The sequence below is a fragment of the Hymenobacter sp. HDW8 genome, assembly GCF_011305775.1.
GTDB lineage: Bacteria > Bacteroidota > Bacteroidia > Cytophagales > Hymenobacteraceae > Hymenobacter > Hymenobacter radiodurans.
Genome location: NZ_CP049907.1, coordinates 57,486 through 80,694 on the forward strand (window position 1 = coordinate 57,486; position 23,209 = coordinate 80,694).

21 protein-coding genes and 1 pseudogene are annotated in these 23,209 nt (G+C 52.4%); 7 read left to right on the forward strand and 15 right to left on the reverse strand.

Features of this window, described 5'->3' with window-relative positions; all coding sequences use genetic code 11:
• The first annotated feature begins 266 nt into the window (after positions 1 to 266).
• Positions 267 to 1,790 (forward strand): sigma 54-interacting transcriptional regulator, encoded by a 1,524-nt coding sequence (locus tag G7064_RS00270; protein ID WP_133273150.1) that lies wholly within the window; start codon positions 267 to 269, stop codon positions 1,788 to 1,790.
• A 71-nt stretch (positions 1,791 to 1,861) separates the two neighbouring features.
• Here G7064_RS00270 and G7064_RS00275 read toward each other — a convergent pair whose 3' ends face one another.
• The 5 genes from G7064_RS00275 to G7064_RS00295 all read right to left on the reverse strand — a co-directional run bounded on the left by G7064_RS00275 (position 1,862) and on the right by G7064_RS00295 (position 7,332).
• Complete coding sequence (locus G7064_RS00275) at positions 1,862 to 2,053, reverse strand: hypothetical protein (protein ID WP_133273149.1); 192 nt, start codon at positions 2,051 to 2,053, stop codon at positions 1,862 to 1,864.
• 237 nt (positions 2,054 to 2,290) lie between these two features.
• Entirely contained in the window at positions 2,291 to 3,448 is a 1,158-nt protein-coding gene (locus tag G7064_RS00280; protein ID WP_133273148.1) for an esterase-like activity of phytase family protein, read from the reverse strand.
• A gap of 231 nt (positions 3,449 to 3,679) precedes the next feature.
• Positions 3,680 to 4,933: a radical SAM protein gene (locus G7064_RS00285; RefSeq protein WP_166071990.1), complete on the reverse strand. Its 1,254-nt coding sequence runs from the start codon at positions 4,931 to 4,933 to the stop codon at positions 3,680 to 3,682.
• A 4-nt stretch (positions 4,934 to 4,937) separates the two neighbouring features.
• Complete coding sequence (locus G7064_RS00290; protein ID WP_166071991.1) at positions 4,938 to 6,614, reverse strand: hypothetical protein; 1,677 nt, start codon at positions 6,612 to 6,614, stop codon at positions 4,938 to 4,940.
• Between the two features lie 259 nt (positions 6,615 to 6,873).
• The gene (locus G7064_RS00295; protein WP_133273144.1) at positions 6,874 to 7,332 is read right to left on the reverse strand and encodes a peptidylprolyl isomerase; all 459 of its coding nucleotides are present in this window, start codon (positions 7,330 to 7,332) and stop codon (positions 6,874 to 6,876) included.
• Positions 7,333 to 7,550: 218 nt separating this feature from the next.
• Between G7064_RS00295 and G7064_RS00300 the strand changes: the two genes are divergently transcribed.
• Positions 7,551 to 8,162 carry a fasciclin domain-containing protein gene (locus tag G7064_RS00300; protein WP_166071992.1) on the forward strand — a complete coding sequence of 204 codons (612 nt, stop codon included), beginning with the start codon at positions 7,551 to 7,553 and terminating at the stop codon, positions 8,160 to 8,162.
• Positions 8,163 to 8,235: 73 nt separating this feature from the next.
• Here the strand turns inward: G7064_RS00300 and G7064_RS00305 are convergent, their stop codons facing one another.
• The 7 genes from G7064_RS00305 to G7064_RS00335 all read right to left on the reverse strand — a co-directional run bounded on the left by G7064_RS00305 (position 8,236) and on the right by G7064_RS00335 (position 14,961).
• Positions 8,236 to 8,937 (reverse strand): SDR family oxidoreductase, encoded by a 702-nt coding sequence (locus G7064_RS00305; protein ID WP_133273142.1) that lies wholly within the window; start codon positions 8,935 to 8,937, stop codon positions 8,236 to 8,238.
• Positions 8,938 to 9,013: 76 nt separating this feature from the next.
• A complete protein-coding gene (gene rsgA, locus G7064_RS00310) occupies positions 9,014 to 9,940 on the reverse strand; it encodes a ribosome small subunit-dependent GTPase A (RefSeq protein WP_166071993.1) in 927 nt (308 codons plus the stop codon).
• 13 nt (positions 9,941 to 9,953) lie between these two features.
• A complete protein-coding gene (locus G7064_RS00315; RefSeq protein ID WP_166071994.1) occupies positions 9,954 to 11,216 on the reverse strand; it encodes a 3-deoxy-D-manno-octulosonic acid transferase in 1,263 nt (420 codons plus the stop codon).
• A gap of 199 nt (positions 11,217 to 11,415) precedes the next feature.
• Entirely contained in the window at positions 11,416 to 12,057 is a 642-nt protein-coding gene (locus G7064_RS00320; protein ID WP_133273140.1) for a peroxiredoxin, read from the reverse strand.
• 126 nt (positions 12,058 to 12,183) lie between these two features.
• On the reverse strand, positions 12,184 to 12,666 hold the full coding sequence (locus tag G7064_RS00325; protein ID WP_166071995.1) for a Fur family transcriptional regulator: 483 nt from the start codon (positions 12,664 to 12,666) through the stop codon (positions 12,184 to 12,186).
• Positions 12,667 to 12,814: 148 nt separating this feature from the next.
• A complete protein-coding gene (locus tag G7064_RS00330; RefSeq protein ID WP_166071996.1) occupies positions 12,815 to 13,588 on the reverse strand; it encodes an enoyl-CoA hydratase-related protein in 774 nt (257 codons plus the stop codon).
• A gap of 71 nt (positions 13,589 to 13,659) precedes the next feature.
• Complete coding sequence (locus G7064_RS00335) at positions 13,660 to 14,961, reverse strand: aspartate kinase (RefSeq protein WP_166071997.1); 1,302 nt, start codon at positions 14,959 to 14,961, stop codon at positions 13,660 to 13,662.
• A 136-nt stretch (positions 14,962 to 15,097) separates the two neighbouring features.
• Between G7064_RS00335 and fbp the strand changes: the two are divergent.
• Positions 15,098 to 16,122: pseudogene (fbp, locus tag G7064_RS00340) on the forward strand (class 1 fructose-bisphosphatase).
• Between the two features lie 74 nt (positions 16,123 to 16,196).
• On the opposite strand, the gene G7064_RS00345 reads toward fbp, so the two are convergent.
• From G7064_RS00345 to yihA, 3 genes are all read right to left on the reverse strand, one after another.
• Positions 16,197 to 16,829 carry a DUF5606 domain-containing protein gene (locus G7064_RS00345; protein ID WP_166071998.1) on the reverse strand — a complete coding sequence of 211 codons (633 nt, stop codon included), beginning with the start codon at positions 16,827 to 16,829 and terminating at the stop codon, positions 16,197 to 16,199.
• 29 nt (positions 16,830 to 16,858) lie between these two features.
• A complete protein-coding gene (locus tag G7064_RS00350; protein ID WP_166071999.1) occupies positions 16,859 to 17,278 on the reverse strand; it encodes a TonB family protein in 420 nt (139 codons plus the stop codon).
• A 61-nt stretch (positions 17,279 to 17,339) separates the two neighbouring features.
• The gene (yihA, locus tag G7064_RS00355; RefSeq protein ID WP_166072001.1) at positions 17,340 to 17,957 is read right to left on the reverse strand and encodes a ribosome biogenesis GTP-binding protein YihA/YsxC; all 618 of its coding nucleotides are present in this window, start codon (positions 17,955 to 17,957) and stop codon (positions 17,340 to 17,342) included.
• A 528-nt stretch (positions 17,958 to 18,485) separates the two neighbouring features.
• Between yihA and G7064_RS00360 the strand changes: the two genes are divergently transcribed.
• The 4 genes from G7064_RS00360 to G7064_RS00375 all read left to right on the forward strand — a co-directional run bounded on the left by G7064_RS00360 (position 18,486) and on the right by G7064_RS00375 (position 23,125).
• Positions 18,486 to 20,699, forward strand: coding sequence for an OmpA family protein (locus tag G7064_RS00360; protein WP_240935621.1), 2,214 nt, complete (start codon positions 18,486 to 18,488; stop codon positions 20,697 to 20,699).
• A gap of 131 nt (positions 20,700 to 20,830) precedes the next feature.
• Positions 20,831 to 21,556: a bifunctional demethylmenaquinone methyltransferase/2-methoxy-6-polyprenyl-1,4-benzoquinol methylase UbiE gene (gene ubiE, locus G7064_RS00365; protein WP_133273131.1), complete on the forward strand. Its 726-nt coding sequence runs from the start codon at positions 20,831 to 20,833 to the stop codon at positions 21,554 to 21,556.
• Positions 21,557 to 21,582: 26 nt separating this feature from the next.
• A complete protein-coding gene (locus G7064_RS00370; protein WP_166072004.1) occupies positions 21,583 to 22,284 on the forward strand; it encodes a porin family protein in 702 nt (233 codons plus the stop codon).
• Between the two features lie 91 nt (positions 22,285 to 22,375).
• Complete coding sequence (locus G7064_RS00375; RefSeq protein ID WP_166072005.1) at positions 22,376 to 23,125, forward strand: SDR family NAD(P)-dependent oxidoreductase; 750 nt, start codon at positions 22,376 to 22,378, stop codon at positions 23,123 to 23,125.
• Positions 23,126 to 23,209 lie beyond the last annotated feature (84 nt).

Below are 23,209 nucleotides of genomic sequence, written 5' to 3' on the forward strand. Positions count from 1 at the left end.
AGTGCTGCTACGCGGACAAAGGTGGTTTATAAAGACGAAAAAAGCCCCCCAGGCTAGTTGAGCCACTTCAAGAATCAAAGCGTAAAGGCTGCCCTAGACGGTGCCTTGTAATAAAAAGGGGGCTTGTAGAGCGAGTATCTGCAAGCTTAACCGATTCTGTCCGAACCAACCGGCCCCCTTGCTAGTTATATTCATCAGCAACTAGCCCCTAAGTTGAACTTCCCTTTGTTCTGCTTTTGCATCTGGGCTGGTAACTCTCTCCCTCTATGATCCAAACCGACATCCGCACCCTTGGTGCCCTAAAAAAATCCGGCTATACGCCCCGCTCCGTGAAGCAGGAGTTGCGCGATAATTTGATTGCTAAACTACAAAGCAAGGAAGATGTGTTTCCTGGTATCTACGGCTACGAAGAAACCGTGATTCCAGACTTGCAGCGCGCTATTTTGAGCATGCACCACATCAATCTGCTCGGATTGCGTGGTCAAGCCAAAACCCGCATTGCCCGCCTAATGGTGGATTTGCTCGATGAATACATACCGGTAGTGGAAGGCTCGGAGCTGAACGACGACCCGTTGCAGCCCTTGTCGATTTTTGCTAAGAACCTGATTGCTGAGAAAGGCGATGATACGCCCGTTTCGTGGCTGCACCGCTCGGAGCGCTACACCGAGAAGCTGGCCACCCCCGACGTATCGGTGGCCGATCTGATCGGCGACGCCGACCCGATTAAAGCGGCTACGCTAAAGCTGCCGTACTCCGATGAGCGCGTGATTCACTTTGGCTTGATTCCACGTTCGCACCGGGGCATTTTCGTCATTAACGAATTGCCTGACTTGCAGGCTCGTATTCAGGTGTCACTGTTTAATATTTTACAGGAAGGCGACATTCAGATTCGTGGCTTCAAAGTGCGCTTGCCGCTGGATATTCAGTTTGTGTTTACCGCCAACCCCGAGGACTATACCAACCGTGGCTCTATCGTGACGCCGCTTAAGGACCGTATCGACTCCCAGATCATTACGCACTACCCGAAGTCGATTGAAATTGGGAAGCGCATTACGCGTCAGGAAGCCCGCATCAAGCCCGCCCAGGAAGGTATGGTGACTACCAACGAGCTAGTGCGCGACCTAGTGGAGCAAGTAGCAGTTGAGGCCCGTGGCTCCGAGTTTGTGGATGCTAAAAGTGGCGTGTCAGCCCGCTTAACCATTGCGGCCTATGAAAGCCTGATTAGTGCGGCTGAGCGTCGGGCGCTCATTAATGGTGAGAAGAAAACCTACGTGCGCATTGCCGACTTTATGGCCGCCGTGCCGGCCCTCACGGGCAAAGTGGAGCTGGTGTACGAAGGTGAGCAGGAGGGAGCTGGCTTGGTGGCCGAGAAGCTCATGGGTAAAGCCATCCGCACCTACTTCCTCAACTACTTCCCCGACCCAGATAAGCAGAAGAAAAAGAAGACCATTCCGAACCCCTATAAAACCGTTCAGGACTGGTTTGGAGCCGGCAACACCGTCGATGTACTCAACGATTCGGGCGATAAGGAGTATCGTAAGTCTCTGGACGAGGTGCCTGGCCTGCGTGATATTGTGACCTTCCTGCACCCCAATGAGGATAAGGACACAACTTACTTCCTGATGGAATTCTGCCTGCACGGCCTAGCTGAGCATAGCCTGATTTCGCGCAACCGCGTCACGGCTGGCACGCAGTTTAAAGACCTGCTTAGCTCTATGTTTACCATGCCCAGCTTCGGCGGAGATGAAGATGAGGACGAGGAAGAAGAGAAGCCGCGCCGTCGTCGATAGTAACTATTATTAACCAAAAAAGCCCCCCAGATTATGTCTGGGGGCTTTTTTATGCGTGAGAGCCAAGTGAATTATATATTCCGGGCTTTGGCTTCGTTTTTAGCGGCTTTGAGGCGCAACTGACGCGCCTTTAGCTCCTGCTTTTCGCTTTTCGCCCGCAAGTCAGCTTCTTCCGAAATTCGCTTTTGTTCTGCTACCCGTTGCTCCAGCTCCTGCACCTGCGGGTCGGATGAATTGCCGCCTCCAATAAGAGCGCAACTCATCGTCAAGGGCAGGGAAAGAAGCAGGATTCCTCGCTGTATGTTGGTCCTGAACATCATAGTATCTATATCTTATGTACTTCTGTGCTTACGGGTCAGCTTTATAAATTGTTCATTTTGCGCCTGTTACGGCGCATTGAAAATGGCCCCCAGCAGTAAGTACGCCGGCCTGGGTGGCTACAAAAAAGGCAGCCTATGAAGATCATAGGCTGCCTTTACGCTGCGGGTTTTGATACTCCTTTAAGGCTTAACCTCAAACGCCAGGAACTGCGAAATCTGGCCGTTGCTGAAGTTGTCGTCGGCTACCAGAATTAGGGAACGGTTGCCATTGGGCAGTTTCGGACCGAACGTCATGCCTTCCAGGTTGTCGATCCGGCGAATGCCAGTGGTAGCTACATCAAGCAACAGGCGCTTGCGCACAGGCTTGTAATTAGCACCTTGCAGCGAATTGAGGCCCGAGATATTGGTAGCCCCAGCCAGCTCAACCTCGTAGATCTTCACCGAATAATCGGGCGTAGCACCCACGGCAAACGATCTTTCCATCACCAGCAGTTTCTTGTCGGAAAGCGTAAGGACTTCCACAATACCATTGAGGCGGAATTGGTTGGAAGGATTTGGCGCCTGATGCACCTCGTCGAGTAGGTACGCATACTGGGCAATGGGCTGACGGGAAGCTTTATCGTACTGCAAGATGCGGGTGGGTGAGTTGGCTACGCCTACATCAGCGCGGGGGCCATCTTCGTACAGCGGTTCTTCCTGGGCAGCAAACAGGTAGCGGCCGTCGGCGGTGAGGTCAAAACCCTCAAAGCCGCCATTGGAACGGGTGCCATTCTCGGTGGCCTGAATGCGGAACAACGACGGAATGCTGAAATCAGCCACGTAAGAGCCATCGAGGTTGGCCTCGCGCAGGAACGGCTGGTTTAGCACGGGTGGCGTGAAAGTCAAATTCCGAATGCCCTCACTCGACCAGATAACGCGCATCGTGGTAGGGTCATAGCGGATGCCTTCTGGGTCAATGGCGTTATTACGGTCGGCGGCGAGGCTGGTAAAATTGCCACCGTCAGGCCGTTTCAGCGTAGTCACGCTCGTAAACGTGACGCCTAGGAATTGATTCTGGTTGAAATTGAGGTTGGCGGTGTAATACCGAACCGGCTGTAGAGTAGCGGCATCGTCGCACATAATATAATAGGAACCATTATCTGCACGGTAGTCAATGCTGGAAAAGCCCCCCAGCGTGGTGCCATTGTACGTTTGACCAAACGGCACGATATGCTCGCCAATAAAGCGGAGCGACGTAACCTGAATAGGCTTGTTAATGACAAACGGGTTGTTGTCGTCGTTGCAGGCTGCCAGTAAGGCAAGCGAGCAACAGGCTGCTAGTCGAGTAAGGTGTTTCATAGAGGGGTTTGGTTTAGTGGGTGAGAAGTAAAGAACGGTAATCCTCGGCTTAGGACTGTTATGGAAACTTTACATTTTTTCTTGGTTTGCTTCAGTTGCGTAGAAAGTGAGAGGTAGCCAACCGCTTCAAACCGTTAGCGCCTAATTAATTGCAGCACACCCAACTCGATAGAAAACAGAAAAGCGAGCCTGTAATAGTACAGGCCCGCTTTCACCTTCCGGATTCTTAGCTCATATACGAGACGCCGGAAACTGATGACACCCGCCTTGCCTAACTCCCTGTAGCGCCTCATCAAACGAAGCGGAAAGCGCGCTGCCCGACTTCTTCTGACAAAAAGGGCAAGCGTGCATGTCGCCGTCGGTATCGACGTAGAGGAAGCGGTCGGCGCCACCGCTACAGCCCATGCGCCGCTGGTGGTAGCCGTAGTAATGCACTATGGGGTAATCGTGGTAGTCGCCGCTGTAGTTGAGTTTCAGGTAAAACTCGTCTAAGAGTGCCGTTTGGGCCGGGCTCAGGTCAACTTCCTGTTGAGCATAATGCCCTACGGCCCGCGGCTCCAGCACATGAATAAACGTGACTCCCAGTTGCTTAGCCATTGCGGCGTAAGCCATTAGGTTGGCGGCAGTAGTAAACGACTGTGTGGCGCACAAAGTAAGGGCGACGACCAAGCCAGCTTCTTTTGCGTTAATCACGGCCTGAATAGCGAGCTCATATGCCTCCGCCGAACCGCGAAATGCGTTGTGCCGCGCGGGCTCATGATGATCGAGGCTGATGGAAACGCCCGTCAGGCCGGCCCCACGGAGCCGCTGGGCATTGGCGGGTGTAAAGTTGAAGCCGGAAGTAAATACCCAGAAGTCGGTACCGGAACTGGCCGTGCGCAGCACCTCCAGCATATCGTTGATACGAACCATAGGCTCGCCGCCGCTGAAAAATAGCTGGGTGACGCCCCGATTCTGGAAGTTTGCCACCATCGAACGCAAATCAGCCAGGGAAAGCTTCTCCCGCTGGTTTAGCGCATCCCACTCAAAGCAATGCTCACAGGCTAGGGGGCACTTTTTGGTGATAGCCATAAACACCATCTGCAACGTGTCTTGCTTAGCGCGAAAGGGCACTAGGCGGTCGATGGTGGTTGCTATATAGCTGTTGAACGCGGCCGATGGCCAGCCCGGCTTTTGAAACTCCTGGTAGTAGCGCCCCGCCACGCACGCTATTTTTCGTACCTGAAGCTCCCCGTAGTAGGTGGTCCGCAGCATCTGCACCTGCTTGGCCGCTAAAGTGATTCGGGCTGGCGTGCGCATAAACTGAAATACGAGCTTGTTTCCCGCCAGATCAATCACGCCATTCAGCATAGCCCGCTTGAACGGCGACGCAATTACCGTGGGGGGCAAAGTTGGCAAGGCTACTGAAATCGGCTCCGTGGCTAACGAAGCAGGAGCGGGCGCAGCATCCAAATAGTTGAGTTCAGGAATGAAGGTTGATTCCATCGTGCTAAGGATTAACTAAGGCCAGATTCATTTCCTGCTGTGACTCCTGATACTTCTCCTTCGAGAACTCGATAAAGCGGCCCGGCCGGCGAAATGCGTACAGTTGGGGCAGATTGGGCACTCCCTCATACTGACGAATGTGCTCATAATAACCGCGAGTGCGCAAAAAAGCGGTGGTGCGTTGGCCGGCCGCTGGCGGCGTGGCGTGGTACGTGAGCGTGACCTCCGTACCGGGCTGAAGCTGGCTCAGATAGTCGCTATCCACTCTGGAAAGAGCCTGACGCTGGTCGCGGCCGATTTCGTCGCGGGCCGTTTGCGGGGGGCTTTTTTCCAGACGCACCGGCTGATTTGGCGTGAAATCGACGGCGGCATAGTCTAGCTCCCAAAACATAAAGCCCGCTTCTATTTTTACTTGCAGCGGCTGCGAAGTCAACCCAGCGGGCAAGGCGAAGGGAATAACCAAATCGCGGGAGGCGAGAGGACCTACGGTGGGAATATTGTCGATGAGTTCCCAGCCCTTTGCGGTTTTGAGGGATATTTTTAACGGAATGCCCTGGTCTAATGACCATTGATTCAATTCCTCGGCCGGGACATCTTTCTGGGTGCGGGCCCATTTGTTGAAGGCGCTCCCGAATTTCTTGGTGAACTCGCCGTAGAGATAATCTAGCCATAGCGAGTTCTGCGCGTGAAGCACCAGTTTGCCCGTTTTAGATTGGGTCGGGTTATCGAAGCTGAGGATCACGCTGTTTTGGGTTGTGCCAGGCGTAGTTTCGTTGAACAGAAACACCTTGTGGTCGGGGGCGCTAAGCTGAGTCGTATAGTTTACGCCGCTCATGGATATGGCTTTAGTCGGCGTTTGCGGCTGGGTTATGGTGTGTGCGTTGCCGGTTTTGTCCAGCAGCACCTGCACCTTTTCGGGGTGGTGCGCCACCCACAGCTCGGCTACGTTGGTGTACTGCCGCTCGCGCAGCTCATTCGTTATTTTGACCTGAAATTGCCCCCCAGTGGCTTGGATGCCAGGAAGAGGCATATAGTCGTCGCGCTCGGATGGCGCAAAAATGGCCCCGCCATACGCCTCGCCCACAAATTGATATTGCTCGCCATTGTGCGCGTACACAAATGGGCAGGAGCTTTTGGTGAGCAACGCAATAACCCCGACCAAGACGAAAATCCCCACGCCAATGCCTGTTGCCCCAAGTAAATAGGAGAGGGTGGTTTTGCCAGTATTGGCTTCAACCAAATCCAGGCGATTCATTGCCGTTAGCGGAATGTTGACCTGGTCTGCTTCACCCGCTCGGAAATCGGTGATATAAATGTGCACCAAGTTTAATACCTGCTCCCTATCCTTCGATTTGTAACGCAGCGGTACCCGGGTGTTTGGCCCAACGTAAGGAGCCAAGCTGGGCTGGACGCTCGCTTTTTGACCTGTAAGCTCCTCGCCGTTGAGTTGCGGATTGTTGAGCTGCCAGATCGTGCTGCCCTGATGGATCAGGAAAATCTTGGATTCGGCTAGCTGAGTAACTGCCGTCGGGGTTATTTCCTGGGGCTTTGTGCGGTAATAATTGCACCCTGAAAGCAGGATGATGTGGGCGGCCAGCGCAAGCCAGCTAAGCGTAGTGGAAAGGAGCCCTTGGCGAAACAGCCGCACAACAGCGAACGTGGGGGTAGAGGCAGAGGCCATACAAGAGGAGTAAAATGCGAAGCGAGCGTGCTACCTCTAAGTAGGCCATTGTAAATGGCCAAGTCAAACCAATCGTGGTGCTTATCTGACTTTGTATATAATATTTACTATGAATTAAGTTGTTGTGATACAATAGATTAATCGTGCTAAATCAGACTTTGTAATCTGTTTTAGCACCACGTGGCGTGTACTACCTAAATGCCAAAAAAGCCCCCAGAATGTTTCTGGGGGGCTTTTTTGAAAATTGGGTTACAGTGGACTACGCCTCCGTCACCACGATTTTCTGGATTTCGTCGTTGGCTTTGATCTGGTCGATGATATCCAGGCCCTCCACCACTTTGCCGAATACGGTGTGCACGCGGTCGAGGTGGGCAGTGTTTTCACGCGAGTGCACGATAAAAAACTGCGAGCCACCCGTGTCTTTGCCAGCGTGGGCCATGCTCAGGATACCCCGGTCGTGGTACTGGTTATCACCGGAGGTTTCGCACTTGATTTTGTAGCCGGGCCCGCCGGTACCAGGCATGCCTTTGGCGCCCTCGCGGGTATTCGGGTCGCCGCCCTGTACCACGAAATTGGGGATAACGCGGTGAAATTTCAGACCGTCGTAAAAGCCTTTCTGGGCCAGGTCGGTGAAGTTCTTGACAGTTTGGGGAGCATCTTTCTCAAAGAACTCCACCTTCATTACACCTCTATTGGTGTGAATTTCAGCAGTTTTCATGCGGGCAGTAAATAAATTTTTTAAACACAAAGTGCAAGTTGGCGCTTATTAAGCTCAACTAAGCGGCGCAAAGGTAGCCAAAACCCAGGGCGCACGTGCCCATTGGTCGGTTCAGAGCGTATGCTTAGCCATAATTACCCAGTAAAGTTGCGTTCCCTTCCTCTGCCTTACCACCTTACTTTCTTTTTTTCTTCAACCAAAACCCTGATTCGCGTCTTATGAAAAAGACCCTGAGAAACACCTCGTTTACGTTGCTTACCGCCACTGCCTTCGCTTTTGGCGTTACGAGCTGCGGCGACAACAAAACTGTCGAGACGACCACTACCACCGAAACCACCGACGCAGCCATGACCGATACCACGGCTATGGATCCGGCAATGGCAATGAACGACTCGTCGCGCATGGATACCTCGGGTAAAAACCTGGCCGAAAACGCCATGGCTGTATCGCAAATAAGCACGCTTACCACGGCCCTGAAGGCTGCCGGCCTCGATGACGAAGCAGCCAGCGCGGGTCCGTTCACGGTATTTGCTCCGACGAACGCTGCATTTGAGGCGTTGCCTAAAGGAGCCCTCGACGGCCTGTTGAAGCCAGAAAGTAAAGAGAAGCTAGCTGGCTTGTTGACCTACCACGTGGTAAAAGGTCGTTTGATGGCTGCTGATCTGAAGGATGGACAGCAGTTGACCACCGTGCAGGGCGAAAAGCTAACGGTAAGCACAGCAGGCGGCAAAGTAACCGTAAACGGCGCCAATGTAGTACAAGCCGACGTGCTCTCTAACAATGGTGTAGCCCACGTTATTGACCAGGTATTGATGCCCGCTGCCAAATAAGCGCAGGTAACAAAACCATTTAAAAAAGCCCCCAGACTCAATCTGGGGGCTTTTTCTTTAGTTAATTTAAGTGCTAAAACGGATTCGTAGCCCACACATTTAACTCGGTAATAAAGCCGCGGTCATCCATTTCGAGGGCGCCTTTGATGGCGGAAGCAATTTCTTCGCCGCGCAGCTTGTTGGGTTGCTCCGGCCGTTCTTGGCGCTCCTTGCTGCCGAAGGCCGTCGTTACTTCGCTGGGGTTCACTAGGATAACGCGCACATTATACTTGCGCAATTCGCTTTGCCAGCATTGGGTCATGCCGCGCAGGGCAAACTTGGATGCCACGTATATGGAGCCGCCTTCGTAGCCTTTGGTGGCGGCGGAAGAGCCGATATTGATAATGTTGCCGGATTTCTGCTCCATAAACAGTTTAGCTGCTTGCTGGGCCATCAGCGCCGCGCCCACTATGTTGGTGTCGTGCACCCGCTGGAAATCTTCGGGCGTTAGATCCACCAGTTTCTTGCTGGTTCCAACACCTGCATTATTAATCAGGCAATCTAGGTGGCCGAATTCTGCCAAAAACTCCTGATAGGTGCGCTGCACGTCGGCGGGCTTACTAACGTCGGCCGTAATGCCAAGGGCACCCAACTCAGTGGCGGCACGCTTTACAGTAGCTGCCGTACGACCCGTAATGGCGACTTTCGCGCCGTGCTGAATCAGTAATTTGGCAGTAGCGTAACCAATGCCCAGCGTGCCGCCGGTAATAAGGAAAGTGGAGTTTTGGAGCTGCATGTAGTCAGTTTTCTAAGGAAAACGAGGATACAGCGGGATTGTTCGGCCTTTCGTTACCCGAGCTCAGGAGGCAAGCCTAATGCCGGTTATCTTGCCCAGCCAGCATACTCAAGTAGCTGTCGTAGCGCGGCAGCGCGATACGGCCTTTATCAACGGCTTCGCGCACTACACAACCCGGCTCGTGCACGTGCTGGCAGTTGTGGTAGCGGCACTGATTCAATAAAGCCCGCATTTCGGGAAAGAAGTGCGCCAGTTGAGCCGGCGGAATATCGACCAAGCCTAGCTCCTTAATACCCGGCGTATCAATTAGGTAAGTGCCCGCCCGCACTTCCATCATCTCGGCAAACGTAGTGGTATGCACGCCTTTATCCGAAAACTCGCTGATTTCGGCGGTTTTTAAATCCAGATCCGGCACCAGCGCATTGATAAGCGTGCTTTTGCCCACGCCTGAGTGGCCCGACAGCAGCGTTACTTTGCCATCGAGCAACGCATCTACCGCCTCCAGCCCTTCGCCCGACGCGGCGGAGCAGCGCAAACTGGGGTAGCCCGTGCGCTCATACATAGTCGAAATCTGATCCTGATAGCCTGATAGATCGTCGTCGTACAGGTCGGTTTTATTGAAGATGAGCGTGACCGGAATGCTGTAAGCCTCAGCCGTTACCAAAAACCGATCAATAAAGCCAAACGAAGTAGCCGGCGACACTAGCGTCACGACCAGCAAGGCCTGATCGAGGTTAGCGGCTACAATGTGGGCGTGCTCGGTTTTGTGCACCGAGCGGCGAATAATGTAGTTGCGGCGGGGCTCAATGTGATGAATCACACCGGCGCCCTCGGTTTGCTCCTCTACCGTAAACTCCACCTGGTCGCCGACAGCTAATGGGTTACTCACTTTCAAGCCTTTCTGCTTGAATTTGCCGCGTAGCCGGCAGCGGTGCAATACCCCCGTGCTATGCTCGCGCACCAGATACCATGAGCCGGTTGATTTGATGACAGTGCCAGTCATGGAGTCTTGATTATTAATTAACAACAGGTACCACGTGCATCTTTGCCAGCTCCGCCATAATCTTGGCGGTGGCTCCGGCCTGTTGGTGTACATATTCCAAGCTCATATCCTGCACGCGCAGTCGAACCTCATTCTGGTACCATAAGAGCCCAAACGCCGTTTTCAACTCTTCGGCTGTGTGCACAGGAAACGCAGCCCCCATCTCCACTAGATCAACGGCTTCCTGGAACTTAGTGTAGGTAGGTCCGAAAAACAGAGGCAAGCCAAAGGCCGCCGCTTCCAGCGTATTGTGCAGCCCTTTCCCAAATGCGCCACCGATATAGGCGTAGGTGCCAAAGCGGTACAACTGACTTAGCAACCCCACATTGTCCATGAGTAACACGCGCGCTTTGGCTACCGTAGCCTGGGTAGCGGTGGAGTAACGCGCCACGCGGCCCGGCAGCGCCGCCTCTACTAAAGCCAGATTGGTTTCGGTGATTTCGTGGGGGGCAAAAATGAAGCGCATCTCCTCCTGATACTGCCGCAACAGGGGCGTGAGGGCCGGCAAATCTTCGGGCCAGTTGCTGCCTACAATAAACACCGGGGCGCCATCGGCCACGAAGGCCTCCACCAAGGGCAGCGGCTTGGGCGAGGCTAGGGCCGTGCGCACCACCGTATCGAAGCGGGTGTCGCCGGCCACGCTGGCCTGCCGAATGCCGATAGTTCGCAACAGCTCTACCGACGCCTCGTTTTGGGTGAATATGTGCGTAAAGCGGCCAATAATTTTGCGGAAAAAAGCCCCCCAAGGTTTGAAAAATACTTGCTGGGGCCGGAAAATAGCCGACACACACACCACCGGCACGCGGCGACGCTGCAGCTGGGTCAGGAAATGATACCAGAACTCGTACTTCACAAATACAGCTAGCTGAGGGCACACGGCATCGAGAAAAGTGCGGGCGTTGGCCGCAGTATCGAGCGGCAGGTAGAACACATAGTGTGCCCCCGGCCACGATTTGCGCACGTTATAACCCGATGGCGAGAAGAACGTGAGCACAAGCTTGAACTGGGGATGTTCCTGCATGAACGCTTCCATTAGCGGACGGCCCTGTTCAAACTCGCCCAACGAAGCGCAGTGAAACCACACCAACGGCGCCGTTTCGTCCTTGAGCGTCTGCTGAATATGAGGCAGCAACCCGCGCCGCCCACTCAGCCATTGCTCTGCCTTGGGCACAAACGATGCAACCAAGCGCAGCAGCAAGGCATAGGTTTGGAGAGCAAGATTATATAGAAAAAGCAATGAATTGATTGTCAGTGGGTAAGAGACCAATACCAAGCTGCTCACTATCTGGGGTGACAGTTATGGCTTTGTGCGGCCGTCCAGTAGCGTTCGGCCAGCAGTTGGGGGGGCAAAATTACAGCCTTCTGGTTAGCCATTTGCAAAAAAGCTCTGACCAAGTGGCCAGAGCTTCTGCTTGTTGTTGATACGAAATGTGAAATTATTGGGTAACGCCCTGTTTGGAAAGGTGGTCAAACACGTCGATGCGGGTTGCGAATACTCCTTCTTGACCCTCAGTCCAGTTAGCAGGGCATTGTTCGCCTTTCACCTCATAATATTGAAGGGCGCTCACCATACGCAAGGCCTCGTCAATGTTGCGCCCCAGCGGGCCATCGTTAACAAGCTGATGGCGTACGATACCATCTTTATCAATCAGGAAAAGGGCCCGATACGCGAGAGGCGACCCAACAAAGGTCATTTCGCCGGTTTCGTTGTAGTCGTAGTGGCCGCCAAGCACGTCGTAGTTAGCGGCAATAGTTTTAGTAACATCGGCCACTAGTGGATACGTCACGCCTTCAATGCCACCATCTGCGCGTGGCGTTCTGAGCCAAGCAAAATGCGAAAAATGCGTATCGGTAGAGCAGCCCACCAAGGCAACGCCCTTCGACTCAAACTCGGCCAGCTTATCCTGGAAGGCAAGAATTTCGGTAGGACAAACGAACGTGAAGTCGGCGGGATAAAAGAAAAAGACTACATGTTTTTTGCCCAGATACCGATCAAGGGAAAACTCTTGTTCGAATTCACCATCAACAACGGCCGTAGCCTTGAAAGAGGGTGCACGCTTGCCAACTAAAACTGCCATGGAAAAGGTGATTGAGGGGTGAAATAAGGTGAACGTAGATGACTTGTACGTTGCCTAAAGGCGCATTTTATCCTAACGTGCAGCTTCGGCAGCTTTGCTATACGCTAAGATGAAGCTGGGGGGCAATTATTGTTGCTCGTTTGTTGAGTCAGCCCGCTCGCCGGTGATATGCAGCGAAAAGGAGCGGGGCCGAAAGTTCTGAAAGCCACGAGCTTCCAGAAATTCCCGAATCAGCGCGTCCAGCTGCGGGTCGCAGTAGTCAATTATTTCCTGCGTGTTGGAGCAATACAAATGGTGATGGATTGAACAGTCGGCATCGTAGCGGCGACACGCTCCTTCAGCCGTAGGCACTCGCTTGCACAGCCCCGTTGTAACAAAGCTGTCAAGCGCCTTATACACCGTTCCCAGCGACACCGTCGCATCGTGCATCAGCACTTGGCGGTGCACCTGTTCGGCTGTCGGGTGGCCCTTCTCCACAACCACGCTCTCCAGAATAACAAGCCGCTGGCGCGTAGCCCGCAAACCCACCTGCGTTAGCCGGTCGCGCAGCCATTGGCGGGTAGGAGTCGCTGGCAATGAAGCGTCAGAATGTTCAGTTGAAGTGCTCACAGAAAAAATAGGTTCTCCTTAAACGGTACCTTAATAAGGTGTAGAAGGACAATAATGTTCGCTGGGCAGCGAAAATGTGGCGTTGCAGTAGAAGATCCAAAGTGGAACAACGCCTTCGACTACGTTGCCCCACTCTGGATACCAGATACTAGCGCCCCTTAAAATCGGCGGGCCGCTTTTCCACAAAAGCCGCCATTCCTTCTTTCTGGTCTTCAGAAGCAAACGTCATATAGAAGTTTTTGCGCTCAAAGTGCAGTCCTTCGTCCAAATGCGTCTCAAACGCCCGGTTCACCGATTCTTTAGCGAGGCGCGCCGCTACCGGCGACATCTGCGCAATGCTGGCCGCCAATCGGAACGCTTCCTCCAAGTACTGCCCCACGGGCACTACTTTATTTACAAGGCCGTGGCGCTCGGCTTCCATCGCCGAAATCGACTGGCCGGTGAGTACCATTTCCATAGCGCGCGCTTTGCCCAACGCCCGCGTAAGCCGTTGTGTGCCACCCGCGCCTGGCATCGTACCGATACGAATTTCAGGCTGCCCAAACTGCGCCGTTTCCGAGGCCACAATCATGTCGCAGGTCATGGCCAACTCGCAGCCGCCACCCAACGCAAAGCCCGAAACGGCCGCAATTAGCGGCTTATGCGTTTTCCGAATCTGATCCCAAGTGCTGAACTGGTCGATGGTGAGCATATCGATGGCCGTCCGCCCCGCCATTTGCTTGATATCGGCGCCGGCCGCGAAAGCTCGCTCGCTACCGGTGAGCACAATGACGCGCACGGTATCGTCGGCGCACAATTCTTTCAGGGCCGCGGCCACCTCCTGCATCAGTTGCAAATTCAAAGCGTTCAACTCTTTGGGCCGATTGAGCTGAATGAGGGCTACCTGAGGCCGCGCGGCGGGCGTAACAGTTATAAACTCCATGTGGTGGGTGGGGTAGAGGATGCTGAATTAAGAGGCTGGTGTAGTGCTCGAAGGCTGATTAGTAACCAAACTTATTTTACGAATTCATTTAACCCGCCTCGCGATACAAACTGAAAAGTAAGGCGGGTGCGTTGTTCCAGCAGTAGCTCGCGGCCATTAGTGAGACGTTGGATACTGGCCGAGTCGTAGTTTTTGATGGTGTATAGCTCCAATTCCGTATTGTAATGAATGGTGAACTGGTCGCGCAGATGCTCTAGCAGTTTTTCTAAGCGGTAGGCGGAAAAGTCGGTGCAGACGGAGAAGGATATTGCGGAGTTCTGCATCAGGTTAATCTTGAGCCGCACTTGAGCTAATGCGCCAAAAATGACTTCCAGATTTTCCTCCGAAATAAAGGTGAGATCTTTTGATTCGAAGGATATCAGGCACTGATTAGTTTTGCGAATAAAGGCGGGTGCCAAGGCCGCGTGCCGACAATCACCAATGCGAGTTCCTTCGGCCGTGGGGTCCAGAAACGACTTCACGTACAGCGGAATATGTTGCACCGCCAGCGGCTTGATGGTTTTGGGATGAATGACGGAGGCGCCATAATACGCCATTTCAATTGTCTCCTGGTAGCTGATTTCCGGGTAGCGCACCGTATCGGCAAATATTTTGGGGTCGGCATTGAGCAGGCCGGCCACGTCTTTCCAGATCGTAACAGACTCTGCGTGTAGGCAATACGCAAAAATGGCAGCGGTAAAGTCAGAGCCTTCGCGGCCAAGCGTGGTGGTGGCGCCACTAGCCGTTCCACCCAGAAACCCCTGCGTCACGACGGGGCCCGCCAGTAGGAGGCGGGGCACTTCATCGCGAATATTATACTCCGTGGTGGGCCAGTCGAGGCGGCCTTCGCGCCAGGTATAGTCAGTCCGAATAAGAGGCCGGCAATCAAGCCAATGTGCGCCCAACGCCTGTGCCACGATGCTGGTTGCTAGCAGCTCGCCGTAGCTCACAATCTGGTCGTACTGTCGGTCGTAGTCTCCGGGAGTGAGGACGGTGAGCTGGTCGCTGAGCTGACTTAGCAGCATTCCGAGCTGCGTTTCGACTGCTCCATCAGTGCTAATTTGCCCCCCAATTTCTGGCAGCAGTTCCAACGCTACGTTCTGATGGTATTCCCGCAATGCAGCGAGCGGGGCGGCGTAATCCAGGCCCGAATGCGCCAGATGGAAAATCTCCTCTAGCGCATTGGTTGTCTTGCCCATCGCCGATACCACAATGAGTAGTTGAGTATGGGGGGCATTTGCGCCCACAATGCGCGCCAAATTGCGAATAGCTTCAGCATCGCGCACCGATGCGCCGCCAAATTTGTAAACCAGCAAACGATGCTTTTCCTGCATGGGCCAAAAGTACGTACTCGGCTTTAGTGTTGCGAATTGTGCCCGAAAAGGTACAATCGCTTCAACTCAGCACTTCGGAAACAATTCAAATCGCTTAGTTTTGCATACCAGACCCACGGTTCTCTATCCCACCCATATGGATCATAATAAACTCGCTCTTCCGGTCGGCGCCACCCTCGACCGTTTCATTATGCGCAAGCAGGAGGACTTTCCCTACGCTACGGGGGAGCTTTCTCAGTTGCTGCGCGACATTGCTTTAGCGGCCAAAATCGTGAACCGCGAAATCAATCGTTCCGGCCTCATTGATATCGCCGGGGCTTATGGCAATCGTAATGTGCAGGGCGAAGATCAGCAGAAGCTGGACGTGATTGCTAATATCCGCTTTATCCGGGCCTTGCGCAATGGCGGCGAGGTATGCACCATCGTGTCGGAAGAAGACGATGAGATGATCCAAACGGGCAACACCCAGGGTAAGTACGTCGTGGCAATCGACCCGCTGGATGGCTCTTCCAATATTGACGTAAACGTTTCTATCGGGACTATTTTCAGTATTTACCGGCGCATTTCGCCCACCGGCACCGATGGCACGGAGCAGGATTGTCTGCAGCCTGGCACCCACCAGGTAGCGGCTGGCTACGTTATTTATGGCTCCAGCACCATGCTCGTGTACACTACGGGCAATGGTGTAAACGGCTTTACGTATGAGCCCTCGCTGGGTGAGTTTTTCCTTTCACATCCCAATATTATTTCGCCTAAAACAGGCACGATCTACTCGATCAATGAAGGTAGCTCTGACTCGTTTTCACCGGGCGTAGCGGCCTTCGTCGCTCACTGTAAAGAGAATAGCTTTTCGGCTCGCTATATCGGGTCTTTGGTTGCTGACTTCCATCGCAACCTGCTCAAAGGCGGTATCTATATTTACCCAGCAACCAAAAAAGCCCCCAAGGCAAATTACGCCTGCTGTATGAGTGCAATACCTTAGCTTTCATTGTAGAGCAGGCTGGCGGCAAAGCCAGCAATGGTCGCCAACGGACGATGGAAATTGAGCCAAGCAATCTGCACGAGCGCTGCCCCTTATTTATTGGCTCCACGGAATTAGTAGAAAAAGCCGAGGAGCTATTGGCCAAAGAGCAAGCGGCTGCCGATGTCGCAGTCAGTTAATAGAATCATCCTTAGGTTATAAAAAAGCCCCCAGAATAATTTCTGGGGGGGCTTTTTTATAGGGTCGAAGCTATTTACTCAGCTTTCTTCTTGCCCTTCTTAGCTGCTTTGGTCTCATCGCCCGCTTCGGGGTTTGTAGGCTCATCCGTTTCGCCTTCTGCGGGAATAATACCAGCCGTGCTCAGTGCCTCATCTGCTGCTGCGGTTTCCTGCTGTGTGCCAGCCTTATCCGCCTCTTTCGACTTGGCTTGGGGGGCTTTTTTGGCGGGCTCATCTGCTTCCTCAGTGCTGGCAGCTTCCTCTGCGGCCGGCGCTTGGTAGTCGAGGCGGCTGCTTACGGCATGATACCACGATACCAGCTTTTTAATGTCAGACATATACACTCGCTGGCGGTCATAGTCTGGAATGATGCTTTCCATAAAGGACGTCAGGTCGCGGTCATCAGCTTTATTCGTGACAGACAGGCTAGTGCCGTGCTGCTGATAAATCCGATCGAATACTTCCGTCAGAGGCACCGTCTGGTCGTAATCCTGGGTATAAATGGAGATCTCCTGCAGGAGCGAAACCTTATTGCGGGCTGAGGCTACCGAGCGGGCCGCCTTCTCGTCGAGCGACTCTACAATAACGCCGTTGCGGGTTGGGCGCACCAAGCGGTAAAGACCCGGCATTCCGCTTATGGCGGCGATTTCCTTCAGGTCGTAGGGCATAAAAAAACAGTTGGGATGAAAAAGAAAAGTTATTCAGTGTTGCCAGCCGGCTTGTTAGCTGACAAGCGGAAAACGATGGGCAAGCTAGTCAGAATCGCGTAATCGGGCTTGTTGAACTTGAGCAGGCGCACAACGCGCAAAGCTTCTTCACCAAGACCGCCGCCCACGCCCTTCACCAGTTTAATACCCGTCATGGTACCATCCGTGTTCAGCGTAAAACTCACGATACAAGTACCTTGAATACGATTGCGACGGGCAAGCACAGGGTAGTTGATTTGCTTATCGATAAAAGCATACATGGCTTCCTGACCACCTTCATAATACTCAGCAACCGGAATAGCTTTGCCCACGCCGGTAGGAGCTGCTGGTTTAGCAGCCGGAGTTTGAGCGAAGCTCGGTGCGGCACTAAGTAGTAAAGCCAGAAAAAAAACAAATGAGATTCTTTTCATGAAAAAAACAGATTAATACGTCGAAAAATAATATTCTCGTATTGGCAATTACAAGGCCAATTTAAGGAGTGTCTGGTGTCTGCGCTAGCTGCTTATTTATCTCATTAATAAAATCCAGCACTTCATCGCGGCCCGTCATATCCTCCGCTGAGGTGATAAAATAGCGCGGAAGTTCGTCCCAGGTTTCACTTAGCTTTCGGGTATAATCTACCACATTTTGCTGGGTACGTGAGCCCGATTGCTTATCGGCTTTGGTAAATACAAGCACGAAAGGAACGCCTTCTTTGCCCAGCATCTCGATAAACTCAATATCAGGGGCGAGGGGCGGATGGCGCGAGTCGATAAGCACAAACACGCAAGTCAGGTTCTCGCGCTGGCGCATGTAGAATCCAATCATTTTGCTCCAAGTCGCTCGCGCTGTCTTGCTTACTTTGGCATAGCCATAACCCGGCAAGTCGACCAAATACCACTCATTGTTAATAAGAAAGTGATTTATTAGCTGCGTCTTGCCAGGAGAAGAGGAGGTTTTAGCTAATCCTTTCTGATTCGTAAGCATGTTAATCAGTGAAGACTTCCCCACGTTCGAGCGCCCGATAAAAGCGTATTCAGGCAGGGTAGGGGGCGGGCATTGGTCTGCACGTGAGTTACTTGTAACAAATTTAGCTTCGCGAATCAGCATGGTTTTCTCTGCACGGGTGATGCTGCAAAGGTAAGTGAAAGCCTTGGCCGTAACGCTCCGTAGCTATTTAGTTTACTCGCAGAGCGTTGTTGTTGCATGCATTATGCGCGCACATTATTATTTGCCTCCATATATTTAGGCCAATGAATTTAATGCGTTTAAAACCCGTCACAGGATTTTTTTTAATTAAATTGTATAGGATGAAGGTCGTATTATAAAATTTCTATCTTTGCCGCCAAGTACCTGCTTTTTGGATAGAAATATGCTGGTTTAATTAGAATGTTATTTGCACTTTTTAAACGCCGTTTCTTAGAACGTGCTAAATAGCTCCAAACTTTAGAACTACATTCAAGTATAAGGGCCCATTTGACCGGATTCCTTTCCTCATAAGTTAAGCGCCTTTCTGCTACATCATACTTCCAGCACTCTTTAGTAATAAACCCCCCTCCAACAATGGATAACTTAGTCAGAAGTTTATTGAAAGCTTCTTGTGCCTTCGCCCTTGCCGCTGCTGTAGCTCAGCCCGCAATGGCACAGGGTACCCGTAAGCAACTCAAGACTGCGAATAAGTTCTTTTCTCAAGAGAACTACCGAGCTTCTATTCCTTTTTACGAGCAGGTACTAGCCGCAGAGCCAAACAATGCGCTTGCTCTGTTTCGGGCCGGTGTTTCTTACATGTCGTTCGACAAGGAAAAAGCTAGCGACTATATTTATAAAGCTCAGCGTTTGAAGCCGAAGGTTTCGAAGGATGTTGAGTATTGGTTGGGCCGGGTTGATCACCTCAACTACAACTTTGATGAGGCAATCACCCATTATCAGACCTATAACGCCACGCTAAAGCAAAAGGACACGCGTAAAGCCGAATTGGCGCAGCTGATCCAGCACAGCAAAAACGCAAAGGTTCAGTTCAGCACTCCGAAGGACATCTTCGTGAAGAACCTCGGACCCACGATTAATACGATTCACTCTGAGCATAGCCCCGTTATTACGTCCGATGACAAAGTTCTACTCTTCACTTCCCGGGGCGAGAATGTAACTGGTGCCGGCGCTGGCAATAGCAAAAAAGGCGGTAATCTAGCCGCAGACGGTGAGTATTTCGAGGATATCTTCGAAGCGAAGCGCATTGGAGACGATGAGTGGGAAAAGCCTCGCTCACTCAGCGGTGTCCTCAACGGTAAAGGCCATGACGCATCCATTCAGGTGTACGATAACGACACCAAAATGCTGATGTATCGCCAGGACGAGAATGGTGACCTGTTTTACTCCGAAAAAACGGGAGGCGACTGGACTCCACCTAAAAAGCTGAATGGCAATATCAATACCAGTGCTTTCGAGTCGGACGCTTACATTACGCCAGATGGTCAGACAATGTATTTTTCTACGGGTAAGTACTCTGAGGATAATACGCTGGATATCTATGTGTCTACTCGCTCTGGCAATGGAGACTGGGGTAAGCCTAAGCCGGTAACTGGCATCAACACCAAGTATGATGATGACAGCCCTTACTTGAGCAAAGACGGCAAAACGATGTACTTCAGCTCACGTGGTCTAAACACCATGGGTGGGTATGACATCTTTAAGTCTACTTACGACTCCATAGGTCGGAAGTGGGGCCGGCCCGAGAATATGGGCTACCCAATCAACACGCCTGATGATGATACCTACTACCGCCTGAGTGCAGATGGTACCTATGCGTATTTATCTAGCTACCGCATTGGCGGCTACGGTGAGAAAGATATTTATACCATCAACTACATCAAGAATGCTATTATCCGTGGTAAAGTATTCAGCCAGCGTGATAGCACTGTTATTCCAGGCGTAGAGTTGGTGTTCAGTGGTGCACAGGCTGACCAGACTGCCCTTAGCTACCGCGACGTTACTAAGCCCGGAACGGGTGATTACCAGGTAAGCGTACTGTCGGGTCGTCCTTATCAGGTTGCCGTATCCGTAGATGGCAAGAACATCATTACGGAGGAGTTCCAGGTGCCAGTAGCCATCAACGACTCGACAATCGTTGAGAAAAACTTCTACGTGCCTTACGTGGACAGCTCCAATGTGTATGCTTTCAAGAAAATCTACTTCGAGACGGATAAGTACGCGTTGCGTCCTGAGTCTATCACCGAACTAGATCGAATTGCCAGCATTCTGAAGGCTAACCCCGGCGTAAATATTTCGGTGGAAGGTCACTGTGACTCACGTAATACGGATGAGTACAACATGACCCTCGGCGACAACCGCTCGACGGCCGCTTATAAGTATTTGCTGCGTAAGGGCATCTCTGATGCTCGCCTCGTAACGGCAAGCTACGGTGAGCGTCGTCCGGCTGCTCCGAATGATACGCCTGAGAACATGCAGCTTAACCGTCGGGTTGAGTTCCGCGTGATTCAGCGTGAAGGCGAGCCTGCTCCAGCCCTGAACACAGGTGGCAACACTACCACTACCGGCGCTGGCACGACGCCATCGACTTCCCAATCAGTAGCCCCAGCTTCAACCACGCCAGCTACGACCACAGACTCTTCCACAACTGCTGCTCCTATGGGCACTGCGTTGCCAGATGGTAAAGCCAAGGTTAAAACGGCCGACGGCACTACGATCAAAACGAAAGTGGATGATGAGAAAGTGAAAATCAAGACGGAGTCAGCCAATGGCGAAGAGTCGAAGACCAAAGCCAAAAATGGCGAGATTGACTCCAAAGTGAAAGATGCTGACGGTAAGACCAAAGTAAAGACCGACAACGACTAATCGGCTTTCGACTACCCTAAAAAACGGGTCGGGCAGTATGCCCGACCCGTTTTTTTTCAACATAATGCCCCCCACCGCGTTATGTTTGAGCAATTTTGCCCCCCTTCTTTCGTTGTTTGCCCCAGATCCTTATGACTGTTGTACCCTATAAAGACGATGCTGCCGGCAAGAAGTCGCAGGTAGCCCAGATGTTTAACAGCATCGCTGGCAAGTATGACTTCCTGAATCACTTCCTGAGCGCTGGTACTGATATTTATTGGCGGCGTAAGGCCGTGAATCAGTTGAAGGATCTGCGCCCGACGCGCATTCTGGATATTGCTACCGGTACGGCCGACTTTGCTATTGAGAGCCTGCGCCTGTCGCCGGAAACGCAGGTGACCGGTGTTGATATCTCAGAAGGTATGCTGGAGGTAGGACGGCGCAAGCTGGTCGATAAGGGCCTTTCTCATCGTATTCAACTCGAGCTAGGCGATTCAGAAAGCCTGCCTTTTCCAGATAATCACTTCGATGCGGTGACTGCTTCGTTTGGAGTGCGTAATTTTGAAAACCTGAAGCAAGGACTCGCTGAAATGCAGCGGGTATTGCGGCCGGGGGGCAAAATGGTGATTCTGGAGTTCTCCAAACCCACTGCATTCCCGCTCAAGCAAGCGTATAATTTCTATTTCCGGCGCGTATTGCCCGTTTTTGGGAAGCTTATTTCCAAAGACCGCGCTGCGTACACCTACCTGCCCGAATCGGTGCAGGCTTTCCCCGATGGTCCTGACTTCCTGTCCATTTTAACGCAGGTTGGCTTCAAAAATCCCGCATGGCAACCCCTCACGTTCGGCATAAGCTCCATTTACACAGCTCAAAAATAAATTGTCTGGCTCTCGTCGGATTTCTTTTGTTGCTGCTGCCATTAAGTGCAGAGGCGCAGCGAAAGACCCGCGCCAAAATTGGTAAGCGGGGAAATATTAAATCTATCACCGTCGATAACTTGGCCGATTATGACAACCGGTGGTTTCACCCTGGCTTTTATATCGCGCCCAATTTCTCGAGTTACCGCATTGAGCAGTCGCAAGCGTATGTAGGCAGCCAGGCGGTAACCGCTAACTCTATAATCAGTCCCGGCTTTTCGGTTGGTTTTGTGGGTGATGTACGCTTAGCTAATCATTTCAACTTGCGTTTCGCGCCGGGAGTGAGCTTTATCACGCGCCGCGTGGAGTTTAAACCTCTACTCACCAGCGACTCCATTCAGACGCAGGAAATAGGAACTACGCAGCTTGAATTTCCACTTTTGTTGAAGTTTCACTCTGACCGGCGGCGCAACACGCGGGTGTATGTAGTAGGAGGCGTCAAGCCGAGCTTTAACGTGGGCAACCGCCGAAAAGACCCTGAGCGAAACCTGCTCCGCACCGATGATAGCGACATAGCCATTGAGTATGGTGTTGGGCTCGACTTATTCTACCCGCTGTTTAAATTTGCGCCTGAATTAAGAGTATCTCACGGCTTGACCAACCTCTTACAGCCCGGCGACAACGTGTACAGCCGTAGCCTGCAAAGTATGCGCGCTCACACTGTTACACTATATTTTACTTTCGAATAGATCAAGAGCCAAAAAAGCCCCCCAGCGCCTGATTCCGTGCTCTGGGGGGCTTTTTTTCTTGTCTGTAACTTCCATATTTGCACAGCTTATCATGAAAACAGCTTTCATTACAGGCGCTTCTTCAGGAATTGGTCGGGCGACGGCCGTAACACTGGCCCACGCGGGTTTTCAACTTGTTGTGACGGGGCGCCGGCGGGAACGACTAGAAGAACTAGCGCTACAGCTTGCCCCTACACCCGTGCATCTGCTGCTCTTCGACGTGCGCGACCGTGCGGCCACCGATGCTGCCGTGGCGAGTCTGCCTGCAGAGTTTCAGCAAATCGATGTGCTGGTCAATAATGCTGGTGGTGCGCATGGCCTAGCTCCAATTCAAGACGGCGACCCCGACGATTGGGATCAAATGCTGGACAGTAATGTCAAAGGTCTGCTCAACGTGAGCCAAGCCATTTTACCCAGCATGGTGCAACGTAAGCAGGGCCACATTATCAATATTGGCTCGATTGCCGGGAGTGAAACCTATGCCAATGGCAACGTGTATTGTGCCTCCAAAGCGGCCGTAGCTGCGCTTTCAAAAGGTATGCGCTTGGATCTGTTGCCCCACCACATTCGGGTGGCAGAGGTCAATCCGGGGGCGGTAGAAACGGAGTTCTCAACGGTTCGCTTCAAAGGAGATACTGAACGCGCCAGTAACGTGTATAAAGGCTACGAACCCCTGCGAGCCGAAGATGTGGCAGATGTCATTCAGTTTATGGTTACGCGTCCGGCCCACGTAAACATCGCGGAAGTTCTGCTTTTGCCAGCCGCGCAAGCAGCCGCTACTACCATGCGAAAAGAATTATAAGTATCCGCTTTCAAGATAAAACTGTGAACAAAAAAGCCCCCCAAATATGAATTGGGGGCTTTTTTGTTCACAAGTTATAGTCGA

Bases quoted from the DNA above. Each gene is read 5' to 3' on its own strand.
- G7064_RS00270 (WP_133273150.1), top strand. From the start codon at position 267: ATGATCCAAACCGACATCCGCACCCTTGGTGCCCTAAAAAAATCCGGC.
- G7064_RS00275 (WP_133273149.1), bottom strand. From the start codon at position 2,053: ATGAGTTGCGCTCTTATTGGAGGCGGCAATTCATCCGACCCGCAGGTG.
- G7064_RS00280 (WP_133273148.1), bottom strand. From the start codon at position 3,448: ATGAAACACCTTACTCGACTAGCAGCCTGTTGCTCGCTTGCCTTACTG.
- G7064_RS00285 (WP_166071990.1), bottom strand. From the start codon at position 4,933: ATGGAATCAACCTTCATTCCTGAACTCAACTATTTGGATGCTGCGCCC.
- G7064_RS00290 (WP_166071991.1), bottom strand. From the start codon at position 6,614: ATGGCCTCTGCCTCTACCCCCACGTTCGCTGTTGTGCGGCTGTTTCGC.
- G7064_RS00295 (WP_133273144.1), bottom strand. From the start codon at position 7,332: ATGAAAACTGCTGAAATTCACACCAATAGAGGTGTAATGAAGGTGGAG.
- G7064_RS00300 (WP_166071992.1), top strand. From the start codon at position 7,551: ATGAAAAAGACCCTGAGAAACACCTCGTTTACGTTGCTTACCGCCACT.
- G7064_RS00305 (WP_133273142.1), bottom strand. From the start codon at position 8,937: ATGCAGCTCCAAAACTCCACTTTCCTTATTACCGGCGGCACGCTGGGC.
- rsgA (WP_166071993.1), bottom strand. From the start codon at position 9,940: ATGACTGGCACTGTCATCAAATCAACCGGCTCATGGTATCTGGTGCGC.
- G7064_RS00320 (WP_133273140.1), bottom strand. From the start codon at position 12,057: ATGGCAGTTTTAGTTGGCAAGCGTGCACCCTCTTTCAAGGCTACGGCC.
- G7064_RS00330 (WP_166071996.1), bottom strand. From the start codon at position 13,588: ATGGAGTTTATAACTGTTACGCCCGCCGCGCGGCCTCAGGTAGCCCTC.
- G7064_RS00335 (WP_166071997.1), bottom strand. From the start codon at position 14,961: ATGCAGGAAAAGCATCGTTTGCTGGTTTACAAATTTGGCGGCGCATCG.
- G7064_RS00345 (WP_166071998.1), bottom strand. From the start codon at position 16,829: ATGCCCTACGACCTGAAGGAAATCGCCGCCATAAGCGGAATGCCGGGT.
- G7064_RS00350 (WP_166071999.1), bottom strand. From the start codon at position 17,278: ATGAAAAGAATCTCATTTGTTTTTTTTCTGGCTTTACTACTTAGTGCC.
- yihA (WP_166072001.1), bottom strand. From the start codon at position 17,957: ATGCTGATTCGCGAAGCTAAATTTGTTACAAGTAACTCACGTGCAGAC.
- G7064_RS00360 (WP_240935621.1), top strand. From the start codon at position 18,486: ATGGCACAGGGTACCCGTAAGCAACTCAAGACTGCGAATAAGTTCTTT.
- ubiE (WP_133273131.1), top strand. From the start codon at position 20,831: ATGACTGTTGTACCCTATAAAGACGATGCTGCCGGCAAGAAGTCGCAG.
- G7064_RS00375 (WP_166072005.1), top strand. From the start codon at position 22,376: ATGAAAACAGCTTTCATTACAGGCGCTTCTTCAGGAATTGGTCGGGCG.